This is a genomic window from Bacillus sp. L_1B0_5 (assembly GCF_000836715.1).
In the GTDB taxonomy this organism is placed as follows: Bacteria; Bacillota; Bacilli; order Bacillales; family Bacillaceae_G; genus Bacillus_A; species Bacillus_A thuringiensis_S.
In genome coordinates this window covers 106,886-125,514 of record NZ_JXIS01000001.1, presented here as the reverse complement: position 1 = coordinate 125,514, position 18,629 = coordinate 106,886, and the positions used below count along the sequence as shown (strand labels likewise).

Below are 18,629 nucleotides of genomic sequence, written 5' to 3'. Positions count from 1 at the left end.
AACGTTTCGACCTAACGGACGATTAACGTCAGGGGAGTTAACACATTAGCGAGCTGTTTCACGCCTAACCCCTCTATCCCATTTGTCCATGCATTTGGGATTACCTTTCGTAAAATGTTAGCCGCAGCATTTACATCTGCATTAATTAAAGTTTTATTTGCTGAACGATATATGCCGCGCTCTATTCGTTTTCCTGAAAAAGTTGTATTTTGGTCATTTTCTCCATACGTTGGAATGAAGTCGTTATCCAGAAAACTTGCTTTCGATGTATATGATTCTTCAGTTACAACAACTTGAATGCCTACAGCATTTGCTTTGTATGTAATCATTTGAATCAATAAACTATGTGGGATATGACAAAACGTTTGGTTATTTCTTTTTCCCATATTCGTTTCTTGTTTCCAACTTTTGTTTTGACCAATAACAATTTTACAAACTTCTTCTTGAGCTAGTTTTACGATATGGTGACTAACTTTATGGAAGACGTCTTTTATTTTCAAGTAACGTTTTTGATGAAGTTTTTCTATCCTTTTAGAAGTAAAAGGCCCTTCATTCGTTTGTTTTCCATTTCTAAGAACGCTTGTAAAATGACTCTTCATTTTGTTGTAATATTGATTTATGCTTTTGACATGTTTGCCCTTAACAAGGACAGGTTTCATACCTGTGTTTGTTACGATGGTTGCAAGGTTATCAATCCCTAAATCAATACTCATATAACGAGCATTCTCTTCAATCATTTGTTGTTCAGAAGGAACATCAATTACCAATTCCACTACATATTCATTGTATTTTGGAATCACACGAACTTGTTTCAGTTTACCCTCAGTGAAACCTAGTTTCCCAATATTTAATTGCAATTTCGTCTTTGGAAACTTTAAAAATCTATCGTTTTTAATGATGCAATCTTGGTTTGTATACAGAATCTCTTTTTCAGAAGAACGAATATACTTTGGAATTCTAGGCGGTCCAGCATATTTGTTTGGATTCTTTTTATAGTCTTTTAAACTAGCAAAAAAAGATTTCCAATTTTGGAACAAACCTTTCATGATTGACTGGCTACATTGCGTAGGCAAAGCTCGATAATCATTTTGAATCATAGCCTTAAATAGTGCATCTAGAAAGTTGTAATCTACATAAGGTTTTTCAAAATTAGGTTCTGAAAACAAATTACATGTAATCTCTTTCTGTTCTTCTTTAGGCTTTAATTTCTCTTTTTCCAATTTCTTCTGATAGGCAAGACGTTGTGTGTCATTCATCTTACCAATATTTTTATGAATATGATCCAGAACTTCTTTTTGCAAAGGCTGCAACTCTTTTTCTTGCGTTAATCCAGTGTACACCTGGCGTATATAAAAGTTTGTGGTGTTGTACATGTTCTTAGCGTTATGACAACATTCTTGAAAATAAGAATACATACGATGCCCTTTTTTAATCCAAATTTGAAGAGTTTTATAGTTTGATGGATTTTCCTTTGTCATTTTATTCACCTCCTGTTAAGGATATTACAGCAAAAACGGAACATACGTTTCTGTTTTTGCTTGAAAATAAAATATTTCTTTCGATTCACCTCACCACCTTCATTTACGTTTAGAGGTGGGAGTCCTCTCGAAAGGCATGATAGAAAAAATCGTTTTTATAGCAAAACATATTTATTGTATGTACACCCCCAAAACTATATAATAATACGTAGTAAGAAAGCCTTTTCAAAATAATAATTATTCATCAAGGGGGTACTTATAATGGAACGAGTTCAAATGAATGAAACGCTAGAATTCTCTCGTATTATTCAAGGATTTTGGCGTTTAGCAGAATGGAATATGACGAAACAAGAATTACTTTCTTTCATTGAAGATTGTATGGATATGGGAATTACTACTTTTGATCACGCTGACATTTACGGCGGATATACGTGTGAAGGATTGTTTGGAGAAGCTTTACAATTAAAGCCTTCCTTACGAGACAACATGCAAATTATTACAAAGTGTGGAATCGCTCCCCCATCACCGAAATTTCCAGAGCGATATGTTGCTCACTACAATACTAGTGCAGAGCACATTATTCAAAGTGCAGAAGCATCACTAAAAAATTTACATACAGATTATATTGACGTATTACTTATTCATCGTCCCGATCCTTTTATGGATCCAAATGAAGTGGCAAAGGCATTTTCACAATTAAAACAAGAAGGAAAAGTTCGTCACTTCGGTGTATCTAACTTCTTACCTTCACAATTTAATATGTTAAGTTCGTACTTAGATTTCCCGCTTATTACGAACCAAATTGAAGTTTCTGCATTGCAGCTTGAGCATTTTGAAAAAGGGACAATTGATTTATGCCAAGAAAAACGAATCAATCCAATGATTTGGTCACCTCTTGCTGGTGGGGAAATTTTTACTGGTCAATCCGAACGTGCCGTACGTGTACGCGAAACTATGCAAAAAGTTGCTACTGAGCTAGGTGTTTCTAGTATCGATACGGTTATGTATGCTTGGTTACTTGCTCATCCAGCTAATATGATGCCAATCGTTGGCTCTGGTAAATTAGATCGCGTAAAAACGGCCGCTCTTGCTACAAACGTTAACTTAGATCGTCAACAATGGTTTACAATTTTCGAAAGCTCTAATGGACATCCTGTACCATAATACACAAAAAGAAGAGCTGTTTCTTTACAGCTCTTCTTTTTTATATGTATTTCTCGTCATTGCAAATACACACATATCCCTTAATCCATTTCCATCTACCGCAACACTCGCACTTTCTAACGTACCTTCTAACTTAAAGCCTAATTTCTCAGGTATCGCTCTACTCTTCTTATTTAAAGAATCACAACGAATTTCTACACGGTTTGCTTTCAATTCAGAAAAAGCGTAATCCGTTATACCTTTCGCAGCCTCTACCATATAGCCTTTTCCGCTAAACCTTGTATCAATCCAATATCCGATTTCAAATTGAGGTATATCCCAATTAATACGATGTAATCCGGCTGAAGCAATAAATTCACCTGTTTCTTTCGAAAATACTAGTAATCTTAAATCCTCACGTTGCAAAAATTGAATATGCGATTTTCTAATACTCTCTTCTATTTCTTCCTCTGTTTGCTCTTTTTGTGCAAAAACCATCCAAGGTTTTAGTTCTTGTATTGAAGCTTGAATTGCATCATATACAACTTTACCATCTCCTGGTTTCGGCATTCGAATAAAAAGCCTGTCAGTATAAAATTCAGAAGGAAAATCGAATAATAACGGATTCACTGTAAACACTCCCTATAATTCTTTTATATATAATAATATCCATCTCAAGTTATATAGTAAAGAATTTTCTGAATTAAACACATTTTACTCATTCACTTCCATCGCTACACGAATTCCAGATTCAATCGCACCTTGAATCCATCCGTGATATAGCGTTGTATGATCTCCAGCGAAGAATATTCTCCCCTCTGGTTTGACAATCACTGGTTGTAGCTCAGATTCTTGACCTGCTTGAAAAAGCGCAAATCCTCCAAGCGCATACGGATCCAATGTCCAGCTTTTTGATATTCCAGATATGAACTCATCATACACTTGACCACCTAATATTGTTGCTAAGTTGTGTAAGGCGTAATAAATACGATCGCCTTTTGATAAACCATCCCATAACAATGCGTCATAAGACCATGTATAGCTACCTAACATCATAGCAGGTCCTTTTTCTCCAATTCCATAACTTGGATAATAGGCATAACGAATTGGCAAATCTGTTATAATTCTGCCACCTAATTGTCCTTGTTCTTCCCAAAATCGGCTTTTAAATTGAATTCCTATTTTCGTCGCAGGCATGTAATGCAATTCACGAATTGCTTTCCATTTTTCATGAGATATAGAATCAAACGGATCTACTTCTACAAAACGCATTGTCGAAAACGGGATAGTAACAATAACTAAATCTCCTGTAATACTACTATATTCAAAAGTTTCCTCGTTCCGATAGAAAGCTGTCACACCATTATCGTGTTGATGTAACTTCATTAATTTTTGATTATATATAATATTTTCTTCTAATTGCGGTAAAAATGACTTTGGTAATCTATCATTCCCGCCCACAATTTCACAAAATCCGCTCTCCTCTTGCATAATGTATAGAAAGCGTAAAGTCTCTACAAACGACCGTTCTAAAAAACCTTCTAGATCTAATAGAACACCGATCATCTCAATTGTTACTGGCGAAAAGTAAGTATTATACTGATAAGGATGATACTTCAAAAATTGTCCTGTGGAATATCTCCCAAAATCCTTCACTACAACATCCCAATTTTTCTCTGGATTTCTTTTAATAAAATTTATTATCGGCTGTACTGCTAGTAACAATAGTTCTTCAGACGTTTTTCCCACTTCGTTCATTTCCACGGGATACCTTAAAATACTCGGATCCTTTTCATATTGTTTCAACGTCGTTTTCCGTCCATTTACATAGATAATATCCGTCTCATTCCTATTAATAAAAGGACTCACCTGTAGCCCAAACTTTCTTATATATGCCATCGTTAATGTATGTGTATACGGAATTCTCATTGCTCCGACATCTAAATATAATCCGGTATCTTCCATTCTAACTGTCTCTATACGGCCACCTACCCGGTTGTTTGCTTCAAAAATTTTCACATCATGTCCTGCAGCCTTTAATAAAGATGCTGAAACTAATCCAGCCATACCAGCTCCCACTACAATAATTTGTTTTGGACTTATCGTCTTCCTCAATCCTTTATCTATAACTTTTAACGCTTCATCCATTTCAGTGTTATACATTATATCTTTCTGCACAATTCCACCCCTTACTTCATCAAATAGACGTTAGTGGTTTAGTGCATTTTATTCATAGATCCCCATAAACATAACACTATTGCAATTTGAATATTCACTAAAAGTACATAAGAGACAGATTTCATATTTCTTTATGCCTCGTATAATATAACAACCGCAACGAAGGAGTGACTAAAAAATGAAACATACTTATGATTACCACGCTACAAAAAAGCATTTAGAATTAAAGAAACAAAACTTATGTAAAAAACTTAGCAATATGACACTATCTGAAAAAGAACGTGAACAGCTAAAATGTGAAATTGACAACTATGAATATATTTTAAATCTGGTCGAAATGAATCATTATGAACGCGGATTTTCTCGTTAAAAACGGAAATAGAATTATCCGCTTTTCATTTTGAGCATTTCACTACGCATTTTTCATAAGTAAATATATAATAGGATGTACATTAAGATTGAGAGGTATATTCTATGATCAAGTTAAGTGTATTAGACCAATCACCTATTTCAGATGGTAGCACAGCAGCCCAAGCTTTTTCACATACAGTTACGCTTGCACAAGAAGTTGAAAAACTCGGATTCACACGTTTTTGGGTATCCGAACATCATAATTCCGTAAGCTTAGCTGGTTCAAGTCCAGAAATACTTATTTCTCATATTGCCGCGAAAACGGACCGTATTAGAGTCGGTTCAGGTGGTGTTATGTTACCGCATTATAGCCCATATAAAGTCGCTGAGAATTTCCGCGTTTTAGAAGCACTGTATCCAAATCGAATCGATCTCGGTGTTGGTAGAGCTCCTGGTGGTATGCCAATAGCAACTCGCGCACTTCAAGAAGGGAAAATGGTCTCACTTGATCAATATCCAGAACAAATTGCAGACGTTGCAATGTACATACATGATCAAGTACCAGAAAACCATCACTATGCAAACTTAAAAGCCACTCCAGTTATCCCAACATCTCCTGAAATGTGGATGCTCGGTTCTAGCGGAGAGAGCGCTAAAATTGCTGCAAACAACGGAGCTTCTTTCGCATTTGCACAATTTATTAATGGCTTCGGAGGCCCTGAAGTTATGAGGGCTTACCAAGAACAATATCAGCCTTCATTTTTAGGAGATAAACCAAAGTCAATCGTTTCTATTTTTGTTATATGCGGAGAAACAAATGAAGAAGCGGAAAAAATTGCTTCTAGTTTGGATTTATCAATCTTATTATTAGAGCAAGGAAAACGAACTACTGGTACACCTTCTATCGAAACTGCTCAAAATTATTCATACAGTGCTTATGATTTATTCCGTATAAAAGAAAATCGTCAACGTATGATTGTTGGTGATCCGTCTTCTGTAAAAGAAAAAATAATAAATTTAAGCAAAGCATACAATACTGACGAATTTATGATTGTCACGATTACCCATCAATTTGAACATAAATTAAAGTCTTATCGCCTACTAGCAAATGCTTTTAATTTATAACTCTAAAAAGAGATGCATCACATACGATGCATCTCTTTTTCTTACTACTTATTGTTTTTATTTCCTATATATTCAATAGCTTCTTTTAATAGTTCATCAAAGTTAATAGGATAATCATGATCTAAGTTAGGCACAACTTTATACTTATGTTTTATATTCTTATCTTTTAATAATCGTACAAATTGCTGCGTGGACTCGAAACAATCTTCATCTTGATCCCCGCATACTATATATCCTTTTATATGTTTATCCTGCAGCACTCTTAGCAACTCATCCCATTCTTCAATCTCAGGAAGCCATGGTGCCATAAAAATAAAACCATCCACATCTATATCTTTTTGTAAAATCGTATATAAAGCTACTCTTGCCCCTGCAGAAAAACCACCAATGATTGCATTTTCTACTGTATGATTTTCTATAAACTTATTGTAATGCTCTTTTAATTCCCCTTTCCCTCTCTCAAGATCATCCCAAACAAATCCATCTGAAAACTGAATTTGTGAAGACTGTGGTAAAGCTAACGTGTAATCTTGTGTCAAAACTGATTTCCAATATGGCTCTACTATTTGAATATTTTCTTGGTCACCGTGTAATGTAAGTAGTAGATTTCCCTCTTTCTTGCTGTATATATATTTCACGTCTGGTCTTTCCGATTTATGTGCTAATTCTTCTCTTTCTTTACATAATTGAACCATTGTATGAAATTCTTCAAATTTATGTAGTGATTTTAAATCATCGTCCGAAATTAAATACTCATTTCCATACCAGAACCCCTTTTCTATAATGGCCTCTCTCATTAAATGTAATGCTTCTTTTTCAAGTCCCGATGCACTTGCGAGCGCATACTTAAAATTATATATTTGCGCCTCATTCCCTATTACACCTGTAGCATTTTCCATTATATAATTGTACGCTTCAAAACTTCCTTTATTTGCATAACAGCGTAACGTTTCATTTAATAATTGAATGTAAGTCATACTATTTTTCATATACCAATTCCCCCGAAACCTATTATAATATTTATTTTTCAAATCTTTATACCATTTTGTATAGCCCACGCTAACAATACCTTATTCTCAGAATGTTGCTTAATAGTTACTCTTCCCTTTCCAATATATTTAGTATAAATAAGAATAAACTGAAAAATCAATATTTTAACAAACAAAAAAAGACAACAATATATGTATTGTTGTTTTCATTACGTCTACCCGCTCTTTTGTTTTTTTCTATCTGGTTTACTTGAAACTAAATAATGTTTTTCTGAAATATATAAGTCTCTTTTTAAGCTACGATTTAAGTAAGGTCCTAGTTTCATTCCGCATATGAGGCGATCTTCGCTACCTTCAACAATTGGGAACATTTCTTTTTCTGTTACGTATTGATCTACTGCCTTTTGTACGACATCAATTTCTTTCACTAGGTTTAAATTTTCTGCTGTATGTTCAAATACCTCAAGCGTTTCCTTCGTTATGAGAAAATCATTTGTTGGAAATGCAGGTAAATACGGTTTTAACAAATCATAATTTACTGTATAATCTTCATTTACTAATACTGTATAAACGATATTAGCATTCGTTTCTAAAAACTGAGCCATCGCTTGTTCTAATTCATCTTTCGTAATTTCCCGCTCTTCTTTTCCAGTTCTGAAAAAGCGAAACATCGCATCGCCTCCTTTTTACTATATTATAGCATAAAAGAAAACTGAAAAATCATAAAAAAAACCATTGAAATAATTTTTCAATGGGTTTTATATTTTTTATCGTTATTTTAAGAATGCACTTAGCATCCATACATGTTGTTCTAATGTTGTATGAATTGCTAACAGCATGTCAGCTGATGTTTCATCGCCAGCTTCACCCGCAACTTCCATACCTTCTTTTAATTCTTGAATAAGTGCAGAATAATCATTCACTAATGTTTGCACCATTTCTTCTGCAGATTCTTTGCTTGTCCCTTCGCTGACACTAGATGTTGCAAGATATTCTTTCATTGTCGCTAACGGTTTACCTTCTAAAGCTAAAATACGTTCTGCTAACTCATCAATATACGTTCCAGCTTCATTATAAAACTCTTCAAATTTCTCATGTAATGTAAAGAAGTGTGGCCCTGTCACATACCAGTGATAATTATGTAGTTTCACATATAACACATTCCAGTTTGCTACCTGCTTGTTTAATACTTCAACAACATTTGTTTTCGTACTCATACAATCCACTCCTCTTATCATTTTGTAATGTTTATCTTTTAATAACCTAATTACATTTTACCATACATTCCCTTTCCTTTCGAACAATCGGCTTATATGTAACAAAGTTTTAACACCTTTAATACTTCCCTAATATCATTTAATTCATGTATTTTTTCAAACACTTCATACGTCTAATTGTCCAAGCTCATACATATGCATAATAGTACATCAAGCTCATCATAGTAGAAAGAGGGATAACATGGACAATCAACAATGGCAAGTAGCAAAGAAAGTAGCTGCTACTTATATCGGAACTGTCGTTGGAGCTGGATTTGCTACTGGACGAGAAATTGTTGAATTTTTCACAGTGAATGGATTATACGGGACAATTGGCATATGTGTAAGTGGATTTTTTTTTATTTGGCTCGGCACAAAGATGATGTTACTTTCATCACAAATCGGGGCATTTTCAGCGCAAGAATTTAACAAATATTTATTTGGGGATGTATTTGGGAATGTTGTAAACACATTATTATTACTCGTTTTATTCGGCGTAACGAGCGTTATGTTATCAGGGGCTGGTGCAGTATTTGAAGAGCAACTTCGCTTACCAAGACAACTCGGTATTCTCATTACAGTTATCGCTTGTCTCATTATAAGTAGCCGCGGATTACAAGGTGTTTTTGAAGTAAATACACTTGTCGTACCTATTATGATGATTTTTATTATCGGACTTGCTATTACAACCTTTTTTCACGGTACACCTTCCATTAATAACACTATTCCTGCAGAGAGTTGGAATATGAAATGGATTACTAGCCCTATTACATATGTCGCCTTAAATCTTTCTCTCGCCCAAAGTGTTCTCGTCCCATTAGCCAGTGAAGTAAAGGATCGAAAAGCCATTTTTTGGGGTGGGATTTTAGGTGGTGCTGGACTTTCTTTAATTTTATTATGCAGCCATTTAGCAATCTTATCAGTTGATCAATTTTATCAATATAACATCCCAATGGCTGAAGTCATAAGAAGATTTAATGCAACTTTTCACTTCTTCTTCGTTCTCATTATTTTCGGTGAAGTTTTCACAACTTTAGTTGGTAATGTGTTCGGAATGACAAAACAGATGCAATCTATTACCGGGTGGAAAAATAACAATATTATTTTCTTCATTTTACTAATTAGTTATTGCTTTAGTTACATCGGTTACAGTGACTTACTTCACATTCTATATCCTATCATCGGATGGGTAAGTATTGTTATACTTCCAATCATTGCGTTTAAACAACTTCAAAAAACATAAAAAAGCATCCATGTTATTGGATGCTTTTTTATGTTCATTCACAATCATCACATACTTCCCAGTACGGCCCCATTTCTAATGCTAAATATGGCTTTAATTGCAACCGAATCATTCGACTAGGCATGCGCTCTAAAACAAATTGAATACCTTCTTCATCTTCGTCTAATTCAACTTTTGAAATCACAATTCTTTGTATAGTCGTAATGGGAATTCCATCTTTATATAAAGTGATTTTCACCTCATCGTATTCATTAAAATACAATTCGACACTCATTTGATTTTTCAGTATTTCATCAACAATTTTATATGTATCATTTTGTTCTTGGATTATATATTTCCATCCGCCTCTATCTTCTTTCGGAGCTGTTTGAAATAATGTCTCCAAATCCTCGTATAGCATAAGATAACCCCTCTCTTACTAAAAAACGATGAGTATTTTATATACCCTTTATCTCTATCACTATCCATAGCTATTGTACCATATATCACCGTTCTTACCGTATTCATTTGCTTTATAAATACTTATAAAATAACTAACTCTATCTCCATTATTATGTATATTACCTCATTACTCCATACACTCTTACAAGTTCAAATAACGTCAGACTTTAATCCATACAAATATTGTCTACTCTCTTCTTTTATTAGCTCACAGCATTCACACTTATATATAGTAAGACTAACACAAATAAAAAAGGAGCGTGACTTATACCACTCCCCTTAAAAGAACTTCCCTATAGCTGCTAAAACTAATACGATTATTAAAATTGCAAATAATAATGAGACAATGAAACTAAAAATAGGTAACGCTTTCTTTTCATTCTTCTTAAATAGTAACTTTAAACTAAGAAAAATATTTACTGGTACAAGTATAAAATAAAAATATTTAACAATTTGTACCGAGCTATTCGAAAGTGTTTTTAATATAAACACTTCAATTAGAAAAACAATAAAAAATGAAATACTTAGCCAAAATGAGACGTAACTAAGCCAAGAATGTCTTTTTGTCCCCCAATACACTCCCATAATACTCTCCTTTTATTTGTATTCTATACGTTAATAATTATACACAAAGCTAACAAATACCTCTATTTTTCGACAAACATTATGCAAAATGCCATTTTAAACGTCATAAAGGAAGTCTACATCCCTATTTGATTTTACACAATAAAACAGACTACCCTCTAGTGGCATAATGCTACTAGGGGATAGTCTGTTCTCTATTAAACTTTAAATCTGTCAATTAGTCCTTGTAACTCTTCAGCCATTTGAGATAACGTGCCCGCTGCGGATCCAATTTCCTCCATCGAAGCTAGCTGTTCTTCAGCTGAAGCCGCAACATTTTGTGTGCTTGTCGCATTATTTTGCGCTGTCATTGCAATTTGTCCTACCGAGATAGATACTTCATTTGCCCCTTTTGACATTCCATTAGCCGTTTCAACCATCGTCTTAATTTGATTAGCTATTTCATTTGTAGATTGTAAAATTTCAGCAAAGTTTTGCTTCGTTTCATTTGCGATAACAAGTCCAGATTGAACTTCCTCATTTACATGATTCATAGATTTGACTGTCTTACCCATATCATCTTGTATTTCACATATTAATTTACTAATTTCACTAGAAGATACGCTAGACTGCTCTGCCAATTTACGCACTTCATCTGCAACAATTGCGAAACCTCTTCCATGCTCACCGGCTCTTGCGGCTTCAATCGCCGCATTTAGAGCTAGAAGGTTTGTTTGATCTGCAATATTTTGAATTACTTCTAAAATATCACCAATTTGTTTTGATTTATTATTTAGTAATTGTATAACTGCATCTGATTGTGACACAGATTCTGCAATAGACTGCATCTGGTTTACTGTTCTTCCTACTAGTTTCCCACCATCTTCTGCTTTTTCACGAGTATGTGCAGAAGCCGTATTAATAGATGATGAACTATTTGCTACATGTTGAATTCCTTCCGTTACATTAAACAGTAACATAGCGCCATTTTCTACGCTTGTTGTTTGCGTCGTTGCCCCACTTGATATTTCATCCATTGCGATTGTGATTTGCTCAGTCGCTTCACTTGCTTGCCTTACACTTGCAGTTAGCTCTTCTGATGCCGCTGCAACATGCCCAGCTGAATCGTTAATTCTTCCGATTAACGTCCGTAACGAATTCGTCATCTCATTAAAGCCTTTAGCAAGTTGGCCGATTTCATCATTAGAATGAATTTCAATTGTTTGCGTTAAATCCCCCTCACTTATTTCTTTAGAGGTAACAACTAATCTCTTTAAAGGCTTCGTAATTGAAAGTGTTACAAAATAAATAAGTGCTCCACCTATTACTAATGAGATAAGCATAACAATTAACATATTATAAAATACAGGTTGAGCAGCTTCAATTACTTCACTTGAGTACATAGTCCCACCAATTTTCCAACCTGTTTTTACATTTGTAGCAAATACCATATTCTTTTCACTACCGCCATAAGAATATGAAAAAGCACCGTGATTATCTTCATAAATTTTCTTTGCCCAAGAATCAGCCGCTTTTTCCCCTGATTTTTCTTGTGGATGAGCAATTATTTTTTGCTTTCCATCTAAAATGAAGGCATATCCTTTTTTACCAATATTAATTAACTTTGATGTTTTTAATAAATTATCTAAACTTAAATCTAGCGCAACAACCCCATTTTTATCTTCTGTTTGTTTTGCGATTGTTACGACAATATGTCCATTTCCTTTTGCCTTATATGGCTCAGTAACAACAATACCACCTTGTTTTGCAACCGCATCTTTATACCAAGAACGCTCTGTTGGATCATAGTCTGCTGCCATTTGTATATTTGGTTCTTGTACAAATTTTTTATCATTTCCGGCAACATATACTTGTTCAACATCTTTATTTAAATTTATATATTGAGATAACATTTTTCTTAATTCATCCTGATTATCTCCTTGATACATATTCCCCTGAATCACCCGTGCAAAATTATTCACATCATTAAATTTTGCATCAATCATTTGATTGATTAAATTATCCAGTATTTTTATATTGTCGTTGGCACTACTCTTAATTTGCGATTCAAAATTCTTTTTGGCTGTTTGATAAGACATGCCTCCGATAATAGACACAGCCGCAATTAAAATTACAAAGAATGAAATTAATAGCTTTTTTGCTACTTTCATATCACGAAACAAATTTAATAGTTTACCCATTATGAACCTCCTAATTTTCAAATTTAAAAGTTAAATTGAGTTAATTATGAATATTTCCCAATCCCTAATTATTATTTTCATAACCTATTATGATGAATACTTTGTAAAGTTTAAACAATTAATTTCCCTTTGTCTATATATATAAATAATATTATTATAAAATTTACAAATAGAAAAAACCAAAGGGGCACCCTTTGATTTTTACATTTTTTTATGTTGTTTAGAAAGCTTTTTCCACTTATCACGCTCTGCTCTGGCAAGGATTGCATCTTGTTTTCTCATAAAATACGCCAGTTCTCTTTGTAATTTTTTATAGCTTTTCAAACGATCTATCGTAATAAGTCCGTTATCAATTGCACTATGCACCGCGCATCCTGGTTCATTCTCATGCTTACAATCACGGAAACGGCATGTTGTCGCAAGTTTTTCAATATCAGAGAATGTTGTTTGAATCGCTTCGCTTCCTTCCCAAAGTTGCAATTCTCTCATGCCGGGAGTATCAATTACGAGAGCGCCACTTGGCAATTGAAATAACTCTCGATGCGTTGTAGTATGCCTCCCCCTACTATCCTCTTCACGTATATCTCCCGTTTTTGCTACCTCAATTCCTATTAGCGCATTTAACAAAGTTGACTTTCCTACCCCTGATGACCCAACTAAAGCAATTGTTTTCCCTGAAGAAACGAATTGTTTCAACGAATCAATACCTGTATGCTCTAAACTATCAACAACGAAAATAGGAACACCAATTGCTATAGCTTCCGTTTCTACAATTTTCTGTTCTACATCATTACATATACTACTCTTTGTTAAAACAATAACTGGCATAGCGCCACTTTCATACGCTAATAATAAATAACGTTCCATCCTTCTAACATTAAAATCATGATTAAGTGCATTTACTAAAAATAAATAATCTACATTTGCTGCTATTACTTGTTCTTCCGTTCGAGTACCAGCCTCTTGTCTAGAAAAAGAGCTTCTTCTCGGAAAAATACGATGAATGATAGCTTTCTTTTCATTCTCTATTTTCTTTATATACACCCAATCACCAACAGCTGGATAATCTCCCTTCGTTACTGCTTCATGCCGAAACTTTCCAGACAGTTCTGCCATATATTCACCGTCATTACAAATAATTCGATATATATGCTTATGCTCAAGTAAAATACGCCCTACTTCAAAGTTCTCTACAGCTTGTTCCTCAAAAAAAGAATCCCAGCCATACGATTCTAAAATATTTTGATTCAAATTGATATCCTCCCTAGTTTAAGCTAAGTGGAAGGATAGTGCGCTCACTTATATCGTTTCGCCCTTTCCATCCACCTTTGTATTTGGTTTATTATTCATATAAGTTATTTTCGCCATAATACATCACCCCGTTCTTATTTTAATTACTCTCATTATATGGAATTCTCCTATAAAAAGCTACATCATTTAACGTAATTTTCAAATAACTCGTTTTTGAGCATTCTAATTTGTCCTCGGTGACTAATTTCATCTTCTAGCACATGAAACCAAAGATAGTGCTGGTTATATACTACACCGTTAGGCCACTTTCTTTCTGACATGAGCCACTCATTACCTTGTTCACTTAAATACTTCAGAGATTCTTCTCGAACACTTTGTAGAAGTTGTACATAATACTGTATTTCATGACCACAGATCGCTCTACCTGCTTCCCCTAAATACAATGCATCTTCCCATATTTCTAATTCTTCTTTTGTAAAGTCACGATCTTGAAATGAAATAAGCTGATGAACTTTTTCAATAGCTGCTATATGCTTTAATAAGGCGCCAATTGAATTTCCATTGCTCTGCATAATTAAATCTAATTGCTCAACTGATAAATTTTTTACTTCGCCTAATGTTACAGCTCTCGTATGCTCAAGCATGCTTACTAATTCCCCTATTTTTTTTGTATAACCATCTACACTTCTTATTCGATAATCTATATTCATATGACGCACCCCTTTCTGCATTCATATTATTGTAAACATGATTCATATAATAGACTAAAATCTATCGAAATTTTCTGTTATAATTAAATTGAATACAAAATATACCCAAACAAACTTTCTCAATATGCTTATATGAAATATTAAAAGGAATCAATATAAAATAATCGAATCTTATTCACTAAAAGGAGTGGATTCGATGGAAATGTATCAATGGCTAACCGCTGTTCTCGTTGGTGGCATTACTGGCTTCGTTTCCCATCTAATCAATAACCAAGGTAAGTTATTGCTTCCACGCCGTTTGAAAACTTTTTTTCACTTTGGATTTTTAACTGATGTTTTTACCGGTAGCCTAGCTGCACTTCTTGGACTCGTTTTATTCGATGTCACCGCAATAAAAGAAATTATAAAAGTATCCATTGTAACTGCTATTTCCGGTCAAACTTTCTTACTACATCAAGCTCTTGGTGGCGAACAGGCTAAAAATACGCAAATTGGGAAAGCTGATGAGAAGATTCAAGAAATTGACAAATTATTGCGACGTTAGTGTATACTTTCTTTTAAAATTATTGTTATAATGAGAAATAAATATTTTCTATTGCGTCGTTTGTCAGGAGAAAGGGTGTTTCGTATGACAAAAAAGAAAATAGAAGATTTCTTAACAAACTCCGAAAAAGAGGAACTGCTAGAAAACTATAAATGTTTACGAGAAGCCCGCACAAAAAGCGAAGCTAACTATTTTGGTGAAGCAGTAAACCATCTATTAAATAAAGCAAAACAACGAATTATTAAAGATGCAGGTATACATGATGAAAATGCTGCAACTGTTCAATCAAAGAGAAAAGCACTGTTTTAGCTACATTAGCTAAAACAGTGCTTTTTATTACAACATTTTTCACATTACTTTCACATCTATTTCACAATTATAAGTACTCCTATATGTTAAACTAGGTATATCCTTTTCCGAGGAGCTATATGCCGATATATAAACCCCTATCTATTTAGGGGTTTTTTATTTTCCCATAATTTTATTACAAATCCTTTTCAATCATACAGCTCAACGACGAATTATTAAAAATACAGCAACTAAGCAATCAAAAAGCAACTTTTAGACTTATCCTAAAAAATTGTTTTTTGATTTGCTAAAACTTTATGATGCAATTCCTTTTTCATTATCTTTACTAATATTTTCACTTTTTCTAAACAGAAATAAAGCTACCTACTAGTATAAAATTGTGAGATGTTGCAAATAACATTCCTGCTATTACCGCACCAATCATTTGACCAATGTACATCGAGGCGTTAGCAAGGGCAGCACCTGTTCCCCGTGCTATAGTAGACATGTTTTGTAAATGTCCCATCATTAATACAAACAAAATTCCTGTCACAAAAAATAAAACAAAGAAAAAGAATTCAACAAAAATAAGATTCTTTAAATAGGGAAGTATTACATATAACACTGCCGTAAATACAATTCCACCATAGAAAGAAAGATTGTATCCAATTTTATTTACAAGTCTAGGGCCAAAAATATTACCAGCTAAATTTCCTAATCCTAGTACAAGCATAGCCGTACCTACTTCATGAACCTGTAAGCCAAATTGCATGGAAAGCCATACACCAAAGAATGAAAATACAGCAAAATTTCCGGTTTGAAAAACAAAGTATGCAAAATAAGAAAGTGAAACCTTTGAATCTGTAAGTAATTGTTTATAACGCTGTAAAATAACTTTTTTATTTCCACCTATATGAACCGACTGTATTTCTGGTAATACAACATAAATAAGAATGACAAGTAGTGCTGATAATATACCAATGAAATAGAATGGGATTGTATAATGTATCGTTGCTAAATAAGCTCCTAGTGGCAGCCCTAAAATTTGAGAGATTGATAACCCTGCTGTTGCAACCCCAATTGCTTTCACAATTTGCTTTTTCTCTATAAGGAGCGGAATGGATGCCCACACTTGTGGAGATACAAAAGCTGCACTTACACCTGCTAAAAATCTAAATGTTAGCATCCATAAAAAACTCGGTGCAATTCCACACAAAAACGTACTTATTGCAAAAAAACTCATACCTAGTACCATCACTTTTTTTCTGTTTAATCCATCTGATATAGGACCAGCGATAAGCGCAAATCCAGCATACCCTAGAGCATACGAACTCACCATCCATCCTGACAGCTCAGTTGAAACATGATACACCTGTTGTAATATCGGCAGCAGTGGTGAAATTAAGAAAGTATCTGTACCGATCATAAACATTATCGTGAAAAATACAGCTAGCACTCTGTTCATTTAGACCTTCTCCTTATATAAACAGAGGGTACTATCCCTCTGTTTCACTAATCTTCTAAAATAGATTGGATTTCTTTCATGACTCTTTCATTCAATGAAACGTGTACCGCTTCCACACTTTCTCTTATTTGCTCTGCCCGCTTTCCACCAGGTATAACAGTATCAATTCCTTCTTTATTTAATAACCATGCTAACGCTAAATGAGACACTTCAATATCATTTTCTTTAGCTAGCCCTTTTAACTTTTCCACTTTCTTAAAGTTACTCTTATATGTATTTTCTTCAAATAGATTTACATTTTGGCGCCAATCGACTTTGTTTAATTTAAAACCTTCTGTATATTTCCCGCCTAATATTCCAAAAGCAAGAGGCCCATATGGAATAAATGAGATACCCGCTTCTATACAATACGGCAACAGTTCTTCCTCAGCCGTACGTTCTAACATATTGTACGGAGATTGTACAACATCTATATGACCATGTTGGTTCGCTTCTTTTAATTGTTCTATATTTACGTTCGATATTCCAATTGAACGAATTTTCCCTTCTTCTTTTAAACGAGTAAGCTCTCCGATTGAATCTATGTAACTTGTTTCAGGATTTGTAAAATGTAAATAATATAAATCAATATAATCAGTCTGTAATCTTCTTAAGCTATTCTCCACAGCATTTCTTAAATAACTTGGTTCATTGTTAATATACGTTTCTCCATTTAATAACGGTTGAATTCCACCTTTTGTAGCAAGTATAAACTTATGGCGTTTTCCCTTTAATACTTCTCCTACCAATTCCTCAGATCTACCGACACCATATGAATCTGCTGTATCAAAAAATGTAATCCCTTGCTGAATAGCTTCTTCTATTAATTACTTTCCTTCTTCTTCATTCACATTAGCATATAAATTATGTCCCCCTACTGCATTTGTACCTAAACCCAACTTTGAAATATTTAATCCTGCCTTTTGCAATTTTGTATACTTCATTTTTTCTGCCCCTATATTTCTATTGTTCGAATATATTCGAACAATAGAAATATATCACTTTATATGTTATAGTGCAAATATCTTAACTTATACAAGTAGGTGAAATATGCGTACACTCTATCATCCAAATCGAGAAGAAATTCAATTTTCTTCTGTCTTATATGCACTTAGCGATCAAATTCGTTTACAAATTGTAAATATGTTACTAGAGAAAAATGAACAATCTTGTGGTGCTTTAAACATTCCTATTGCGAAATCAACTTTATCTCACCATTTCAAAGTTTTACGTGAGTCAGGTGTTATGTACACACGCCTTGAAGGAACACAACGTTTCATTTCAATTCGTAAAGAAGATTTAAATGCTAGATTCCCAGGTTTGTTACAAGTTGTATTACATGCGACAGAGCCATATTAAAAAA

Annotated in this window: 19 protein-coding genes and 1 pseudogene; 7 read left to right on the top strand and 13 right to left on the bottom strand. The window is 33.9% G+C overall.

Annotated elements, in window-relative coordinates:
* Positions 1-11: 11 nt before the first annotated feature.
* A complete protein-coding gene (locus tag RT27_RS00615; RefSeq protein WP_043935049.1) occupies positions 12-1,478 on the bottom strand; it encodes an RNA-guided endonuclease TnpB family protein in 1,467 nt (488 codons plus the stop codon).
* A 261-nt stretch (positions 1,479-1,739) separates the two neighbouring features.
* Here RT27_RS00615 and RT27_RS00610 point away from each other — a divergent pair, with 261 nt between their 5' ends.
* Complete coding sequence (locus RT27_RS00610) at positions 1,740-2,642, top strand: aldo/keto reductase (protein ID WP_016081969.1); 903 nt, start codon at positions 1,740-1,742, stop codon at positions 2,640-2,642.
* 24 nt (positions 2,643-2,666) lie between these two features.
* On the opposite strand, the gene RT27_RS00605 is transcribed toward RT27_RS00610, so the two are convergent.
* Both RT27_RS00605 and RT27_RS00600 read right to left on the bottom strand, forming a co-directional pair.
* Complete coding sequence (locus RT27_RS00605; protein WP_016081970.1) at positions 2,667-3,251, bottom strand: GNAT family N-acetyltransferase; 585 nt, start codon at positions 3,249-3,251, stop codon at positions 2,667-2,669.
* Between the two features lie 84 nt (positions 3,252-3,335).
* On the bottom strand, positions 3,336-4,799 hold the full coding sequence (locus RT27_RS00600; protein WP_016081971.1) for a flavin monoamine oxidase family protein: 1,464 nt from the start codon (positions 4,797-4,799) through the stop codon (positions 3,336-3,338).
* A 178-nt stretch (positions 4,800-4,977) separates the two neighbouring features.
* On the opposite strand from RT27_RS00600, the gene RT27_RS00595 reads away from it, so the two are divergent.
* Both RT27_RS00595 and RT27_RS00590 read left to right on the top strand, forming a co-directional pair.
* Positions 4,978-5,169 (top strand): DUF3896 domain-containing protein, encoded by a 192-nt coding sequence (locus tag RT27_RS00595; RefSeq protein ID WP_000683366.1) that lies wholly within the window; start codon positions 4,978-4,980, stop codon positions 5,167-5,169.
* A gap of 104 nt (positions 5,170-5,273) precedes the next feature.
* Positions 5,274-6,275, top strand: a complete 1,002-nt coding sequence (locus tag RT27_RS00590) for an LLM class flavin-dependent oxidoreductase (RefSeq protein WP_016081972.1) — start codon at positions 5,274-5,276, stop codon at positions 6,273-6,275.
* 44 nt (positions 6,276-6,319) lie between these two features.
* On the opposite strand, the gene RT27_RS00585 is transcribed toward RT27_RS00590, so the two are convergent.
* From RT27_RS00585 to RT27_RS00575, 3 genes are all read right to left on the bottom strand, one after another.
* A complete protein-coding gene (locus RT27_RS00585) occupies positions 6,320-7,264 on the bottom strand; it encodes a hypothetical protein (RefSeq protein WP_043935048.1) in 945 nt (314 codons plus the stop codon).
* 215 nt (positions 7,265-7,479) lie between these two features.
* The gene (locus RT27_RS00580) at positions 7,480-7,935 is read right to left on the bottom strand and encodes a DUF3939 domain-containing protein (protein WP_000488209.1); all 456 of its coding nucleotides are present in this window, start codon (positions 7,933-7,935) and stop codon (positions 7,480-7,482) included.
* Between the two features lie 102 nt (positions 7,936-8,037).
* Positions 8,038-8,481 (bottom strand): Dps family protein, encoded by a 444-nt coding sequence (locus RT27_RS00575; protein WP_000105199.1) that lies wholly within the window; start codon positions 8,479-8,481, stop codon positions 8,038-8,040.
* A 241-nt stretch (positions 8,482-8,722) separates the two neighbouring features.
* Here RT27_RS00575 and RT27_RS00570 point away from each other — a divergent pair, with 241 nt between their 5' ends.
* Entirely contained in the window at positions 8,723-9,763 is a 1,041-nt protein-coding gene (locus RT27_RS00570; protein ID WP_000370209.1) for a GerAB/ArcD/ProY family transporter, read from the top strand.
* Between the two features lie 34 nt (positions 9,764-9,797).
* Here the strand turns inward: RT27_RS00570 and RT27_RS00565 are convergent, their stop codons facing one another.
* From RT27_RS00565 to RT27_RS00545, 5 genes are all read right to left on the bottom strand, one after another.
* A complete protein-coding gene (locus RT27_RS00565; RefSeq protein ID WP_000965063.1) occupies positions 9,798-10,163 on the bottom strand; it encodes a DUF3979 family protein in 366 nt (121 codons plus the stop codon).
* A gap of 320 nt (positions 10,164-10,483) precedes the next feature.
* Positions 10,484-10,789 carry a hypothetical protein gene (locus RT27_RS00560; RefSeq protein ID WP_000539571.1) on the bottom strand — a complete coding sequence of 102 codons (306 nt, stop codon included), beginning with the start codon at positions 10,787-10,789 and terminating at the stop codon, positions 10,484-10,486.
* A 197-nt stretch (positions 10,790-10,986) separates the two neighbouring features.
* Entirely contained in the window at positions 10,987-12,969 is a 1,983-nt protein-coding gene (locus RT27_RS00555) for a methyl-accepting chemotaxis protein (protein WP_000517287.1), read from the bottom strand.
* Between the two features lie 201 nt (positions 12,970-13,170).
* Positions 13,171-14,220 carry a ribosome small subunit-dependent GTPase A gene (gene rsgA / locus RT27_RS00550; RefSeq protein ID WP_043935047.1) on the bottom strand — a complete coding sequence of 350 codons (1,050 nt, stop codon included), beginning with the start codon at positions 14,218-14,220 and terminating at the stop codon, positions 13,171-13,173.
* A 182-nt stretch (positions 14,221-14,402) separates the two neighbouring features.
* Positions 14,403-14,930 carry a DinB family protein gene (locus RT27_RS00545; protein WP_043935046.1) on the bottom strand — a complete coding sequence of 176 codons (528 nt, stop codon included), beginning with the start codon at positions 14,928-14,930 and terminating at the stop codon, positions 14,403-14,405.
* A gap of 196 nt (positions 14,931-15,126) precedes the next feature.
* On the opposite strand from RT27_RS00545, the gene RT27_RS00540 reads away from it, so the two are divergent.
* A complete protein-coding gene (locus RT27_RS00540) occupies positions 15,127-15,474 on the top strand; it encodes a DUF4257 domain-containing protein (protein WP_000426321.1) in 348 nt (115 codons plus the stop codon).
* 84 nt (positions 15,475-15,558) lie between these two features.
* On the top strand, positions 15,559-15,783 hold the full coding sequence (locus RT27_RS00535) for a hypothetical protein (protein ID WP_000162602.1): 225 nt from the start codon (positions 15,559-15,561) through the stop codon (positions 15,781-15,783).
* A 294-nt stretch (positions 15,784-16,077) separates the two neighbouring features.
* On the opposite strand, the pseudogene RT27_RS00530 reads toward RT27_RS00535, so the two are convergent.
* Positions 16,078-17,227: pseudogene (locus tag RT27_RS00530) on the bottom strand (MFS transporter).
* A 47-nt stretch (positions 17,228-17,274) separates the two neighbouring features.
* Positions 17,275-18,090 carry an aldo/keto reductase gene (locus tag RT27_RS00525; protein ID WP_231577685.1) on the bottom strand — a complete coding sequence of 272 codons (816 nt, stop codon included), beginning with the start codon at positions 18,088-18,090 and terminating at the stop codon, positions 17,275-17,277.
* Between the two features lie 226 nt (positions 18,091-18,316).
* Here RT27_RS00525 and RT27_RS00520 point away from each other — a divergent pair, with 226 nt between their 5' ends.
* Positions 18,317-18,625 carry a helix-turn-helix transcriptional regulator gene (locus RT27_RS00520; protein WP_043935045.1) on the top strand — a complete coding sequence of 103 codons (309 nt, stop codon included), beginning with the start codon at positions 18,317-18,319 and terminating at the stop codon, positions 18,623-18,625.
* Positions 18,626-18,629: the final 4 nt, after the last annotated feature.

Coding starts and splice junctions, on each gene's coding strand:
- RT27_RS00615 (WP_043935049.1), bottom strand. CDS start 1,478: ATGACAAAGGAAAATCCATCAAACTATAAAACTCTTCAAATTTGGATT.
- RT27_RS00610 (WP_016081969.1), top strand. CDS start 1,740: ATGGAACGAGTTCAAATGAATGAAACGCTAGAATTCTCTCGTATTATT.
- RT27_RS00595 (WP_000683366.1), top strand. CDS start 4,978: ATGAAACATACTTATGATTACCACGCTACAAAAAAGCATTTAGAATTA.
- RT27_RS00590 (WP_016081972.1), top strand. CDS start 5,274: ATGATCAAGTTAAGTGTATTAGACCAATCACCTATTTCAGATGGTAGC.
- RT27_RS00585 (WP_043935048.1), bottom strand. CDS start 7,264: ATGAAAAATAGTATGACTTACATTCAATTATTAAATGAAACGTTACGC.
- RT27_RS00580 (WP_000488209.1), bottom strand. CDS start 7,935: ATGTTTCGCTTTTTCAGAACTGGAAAAGAAGAGCGGGAAATTACGAAA.
- RT27_RS00575 (WP_000105199.1), bottom strand. CDS start 8,481: ATGAGTACGAAAACAAATGTTGTTGAAGTATTAAACAAGCAGGTAGCA.
- RT27_RS00570 (WP_000370209.1), top strand. CDS start 8,723: ATGGACAATCAACAATGGCAAGTAGCAAAGAAAGTAGCTGCTACTTAT.
- RT27_RS00565 (WP_000965063.1), bottom strand. CDS start 10,163: ATGCTATACGAGGATTTGGAGACATTATTTCAAACAGCTCCGAAAGAA.
- RT27_RS00560 (WP_000539571.1), bottom strand. CDS start 10,789: ATGGGAGTGTATTGGGGGACAAAAAGACATTCTTGGCTTAGTTACGTC.
- RT27_RS00555 (WP_000517287.1), bottom strand. CDS start 12,969: ATGGGTAAACTATTAAATTTGTTTCGTGATATGAAAGTAGCAAAAAAG.
- RT27_RS00545 (WP_043935046.1), bottom strand. CDS start 14,930: ATGAATATAGATTATCGAATAAGAAGTGTAGATGGTTATACAAAAAAA.
- RT27_RS00540 (WP_000426321.1), top strand. CDS start 15,127: ATGGAAATGTATCAATGGCTAACCGCTGTTCTCGTTGGTGGCATTACT.
- RT27_RS00535 (WP_000162602.1), top strand. CDS start 15,559: ATGACAAAAAAGAAAATAGAAGATTTCTTAACAAACTCCGAAAAAGAG.
- RT27_RS00520 (WP_043935045.1), top strand. CDS start 18,317: ATGCGTACACTCTATCATCCAAATCGAGAAGAAATTCAATTTTCTTCT.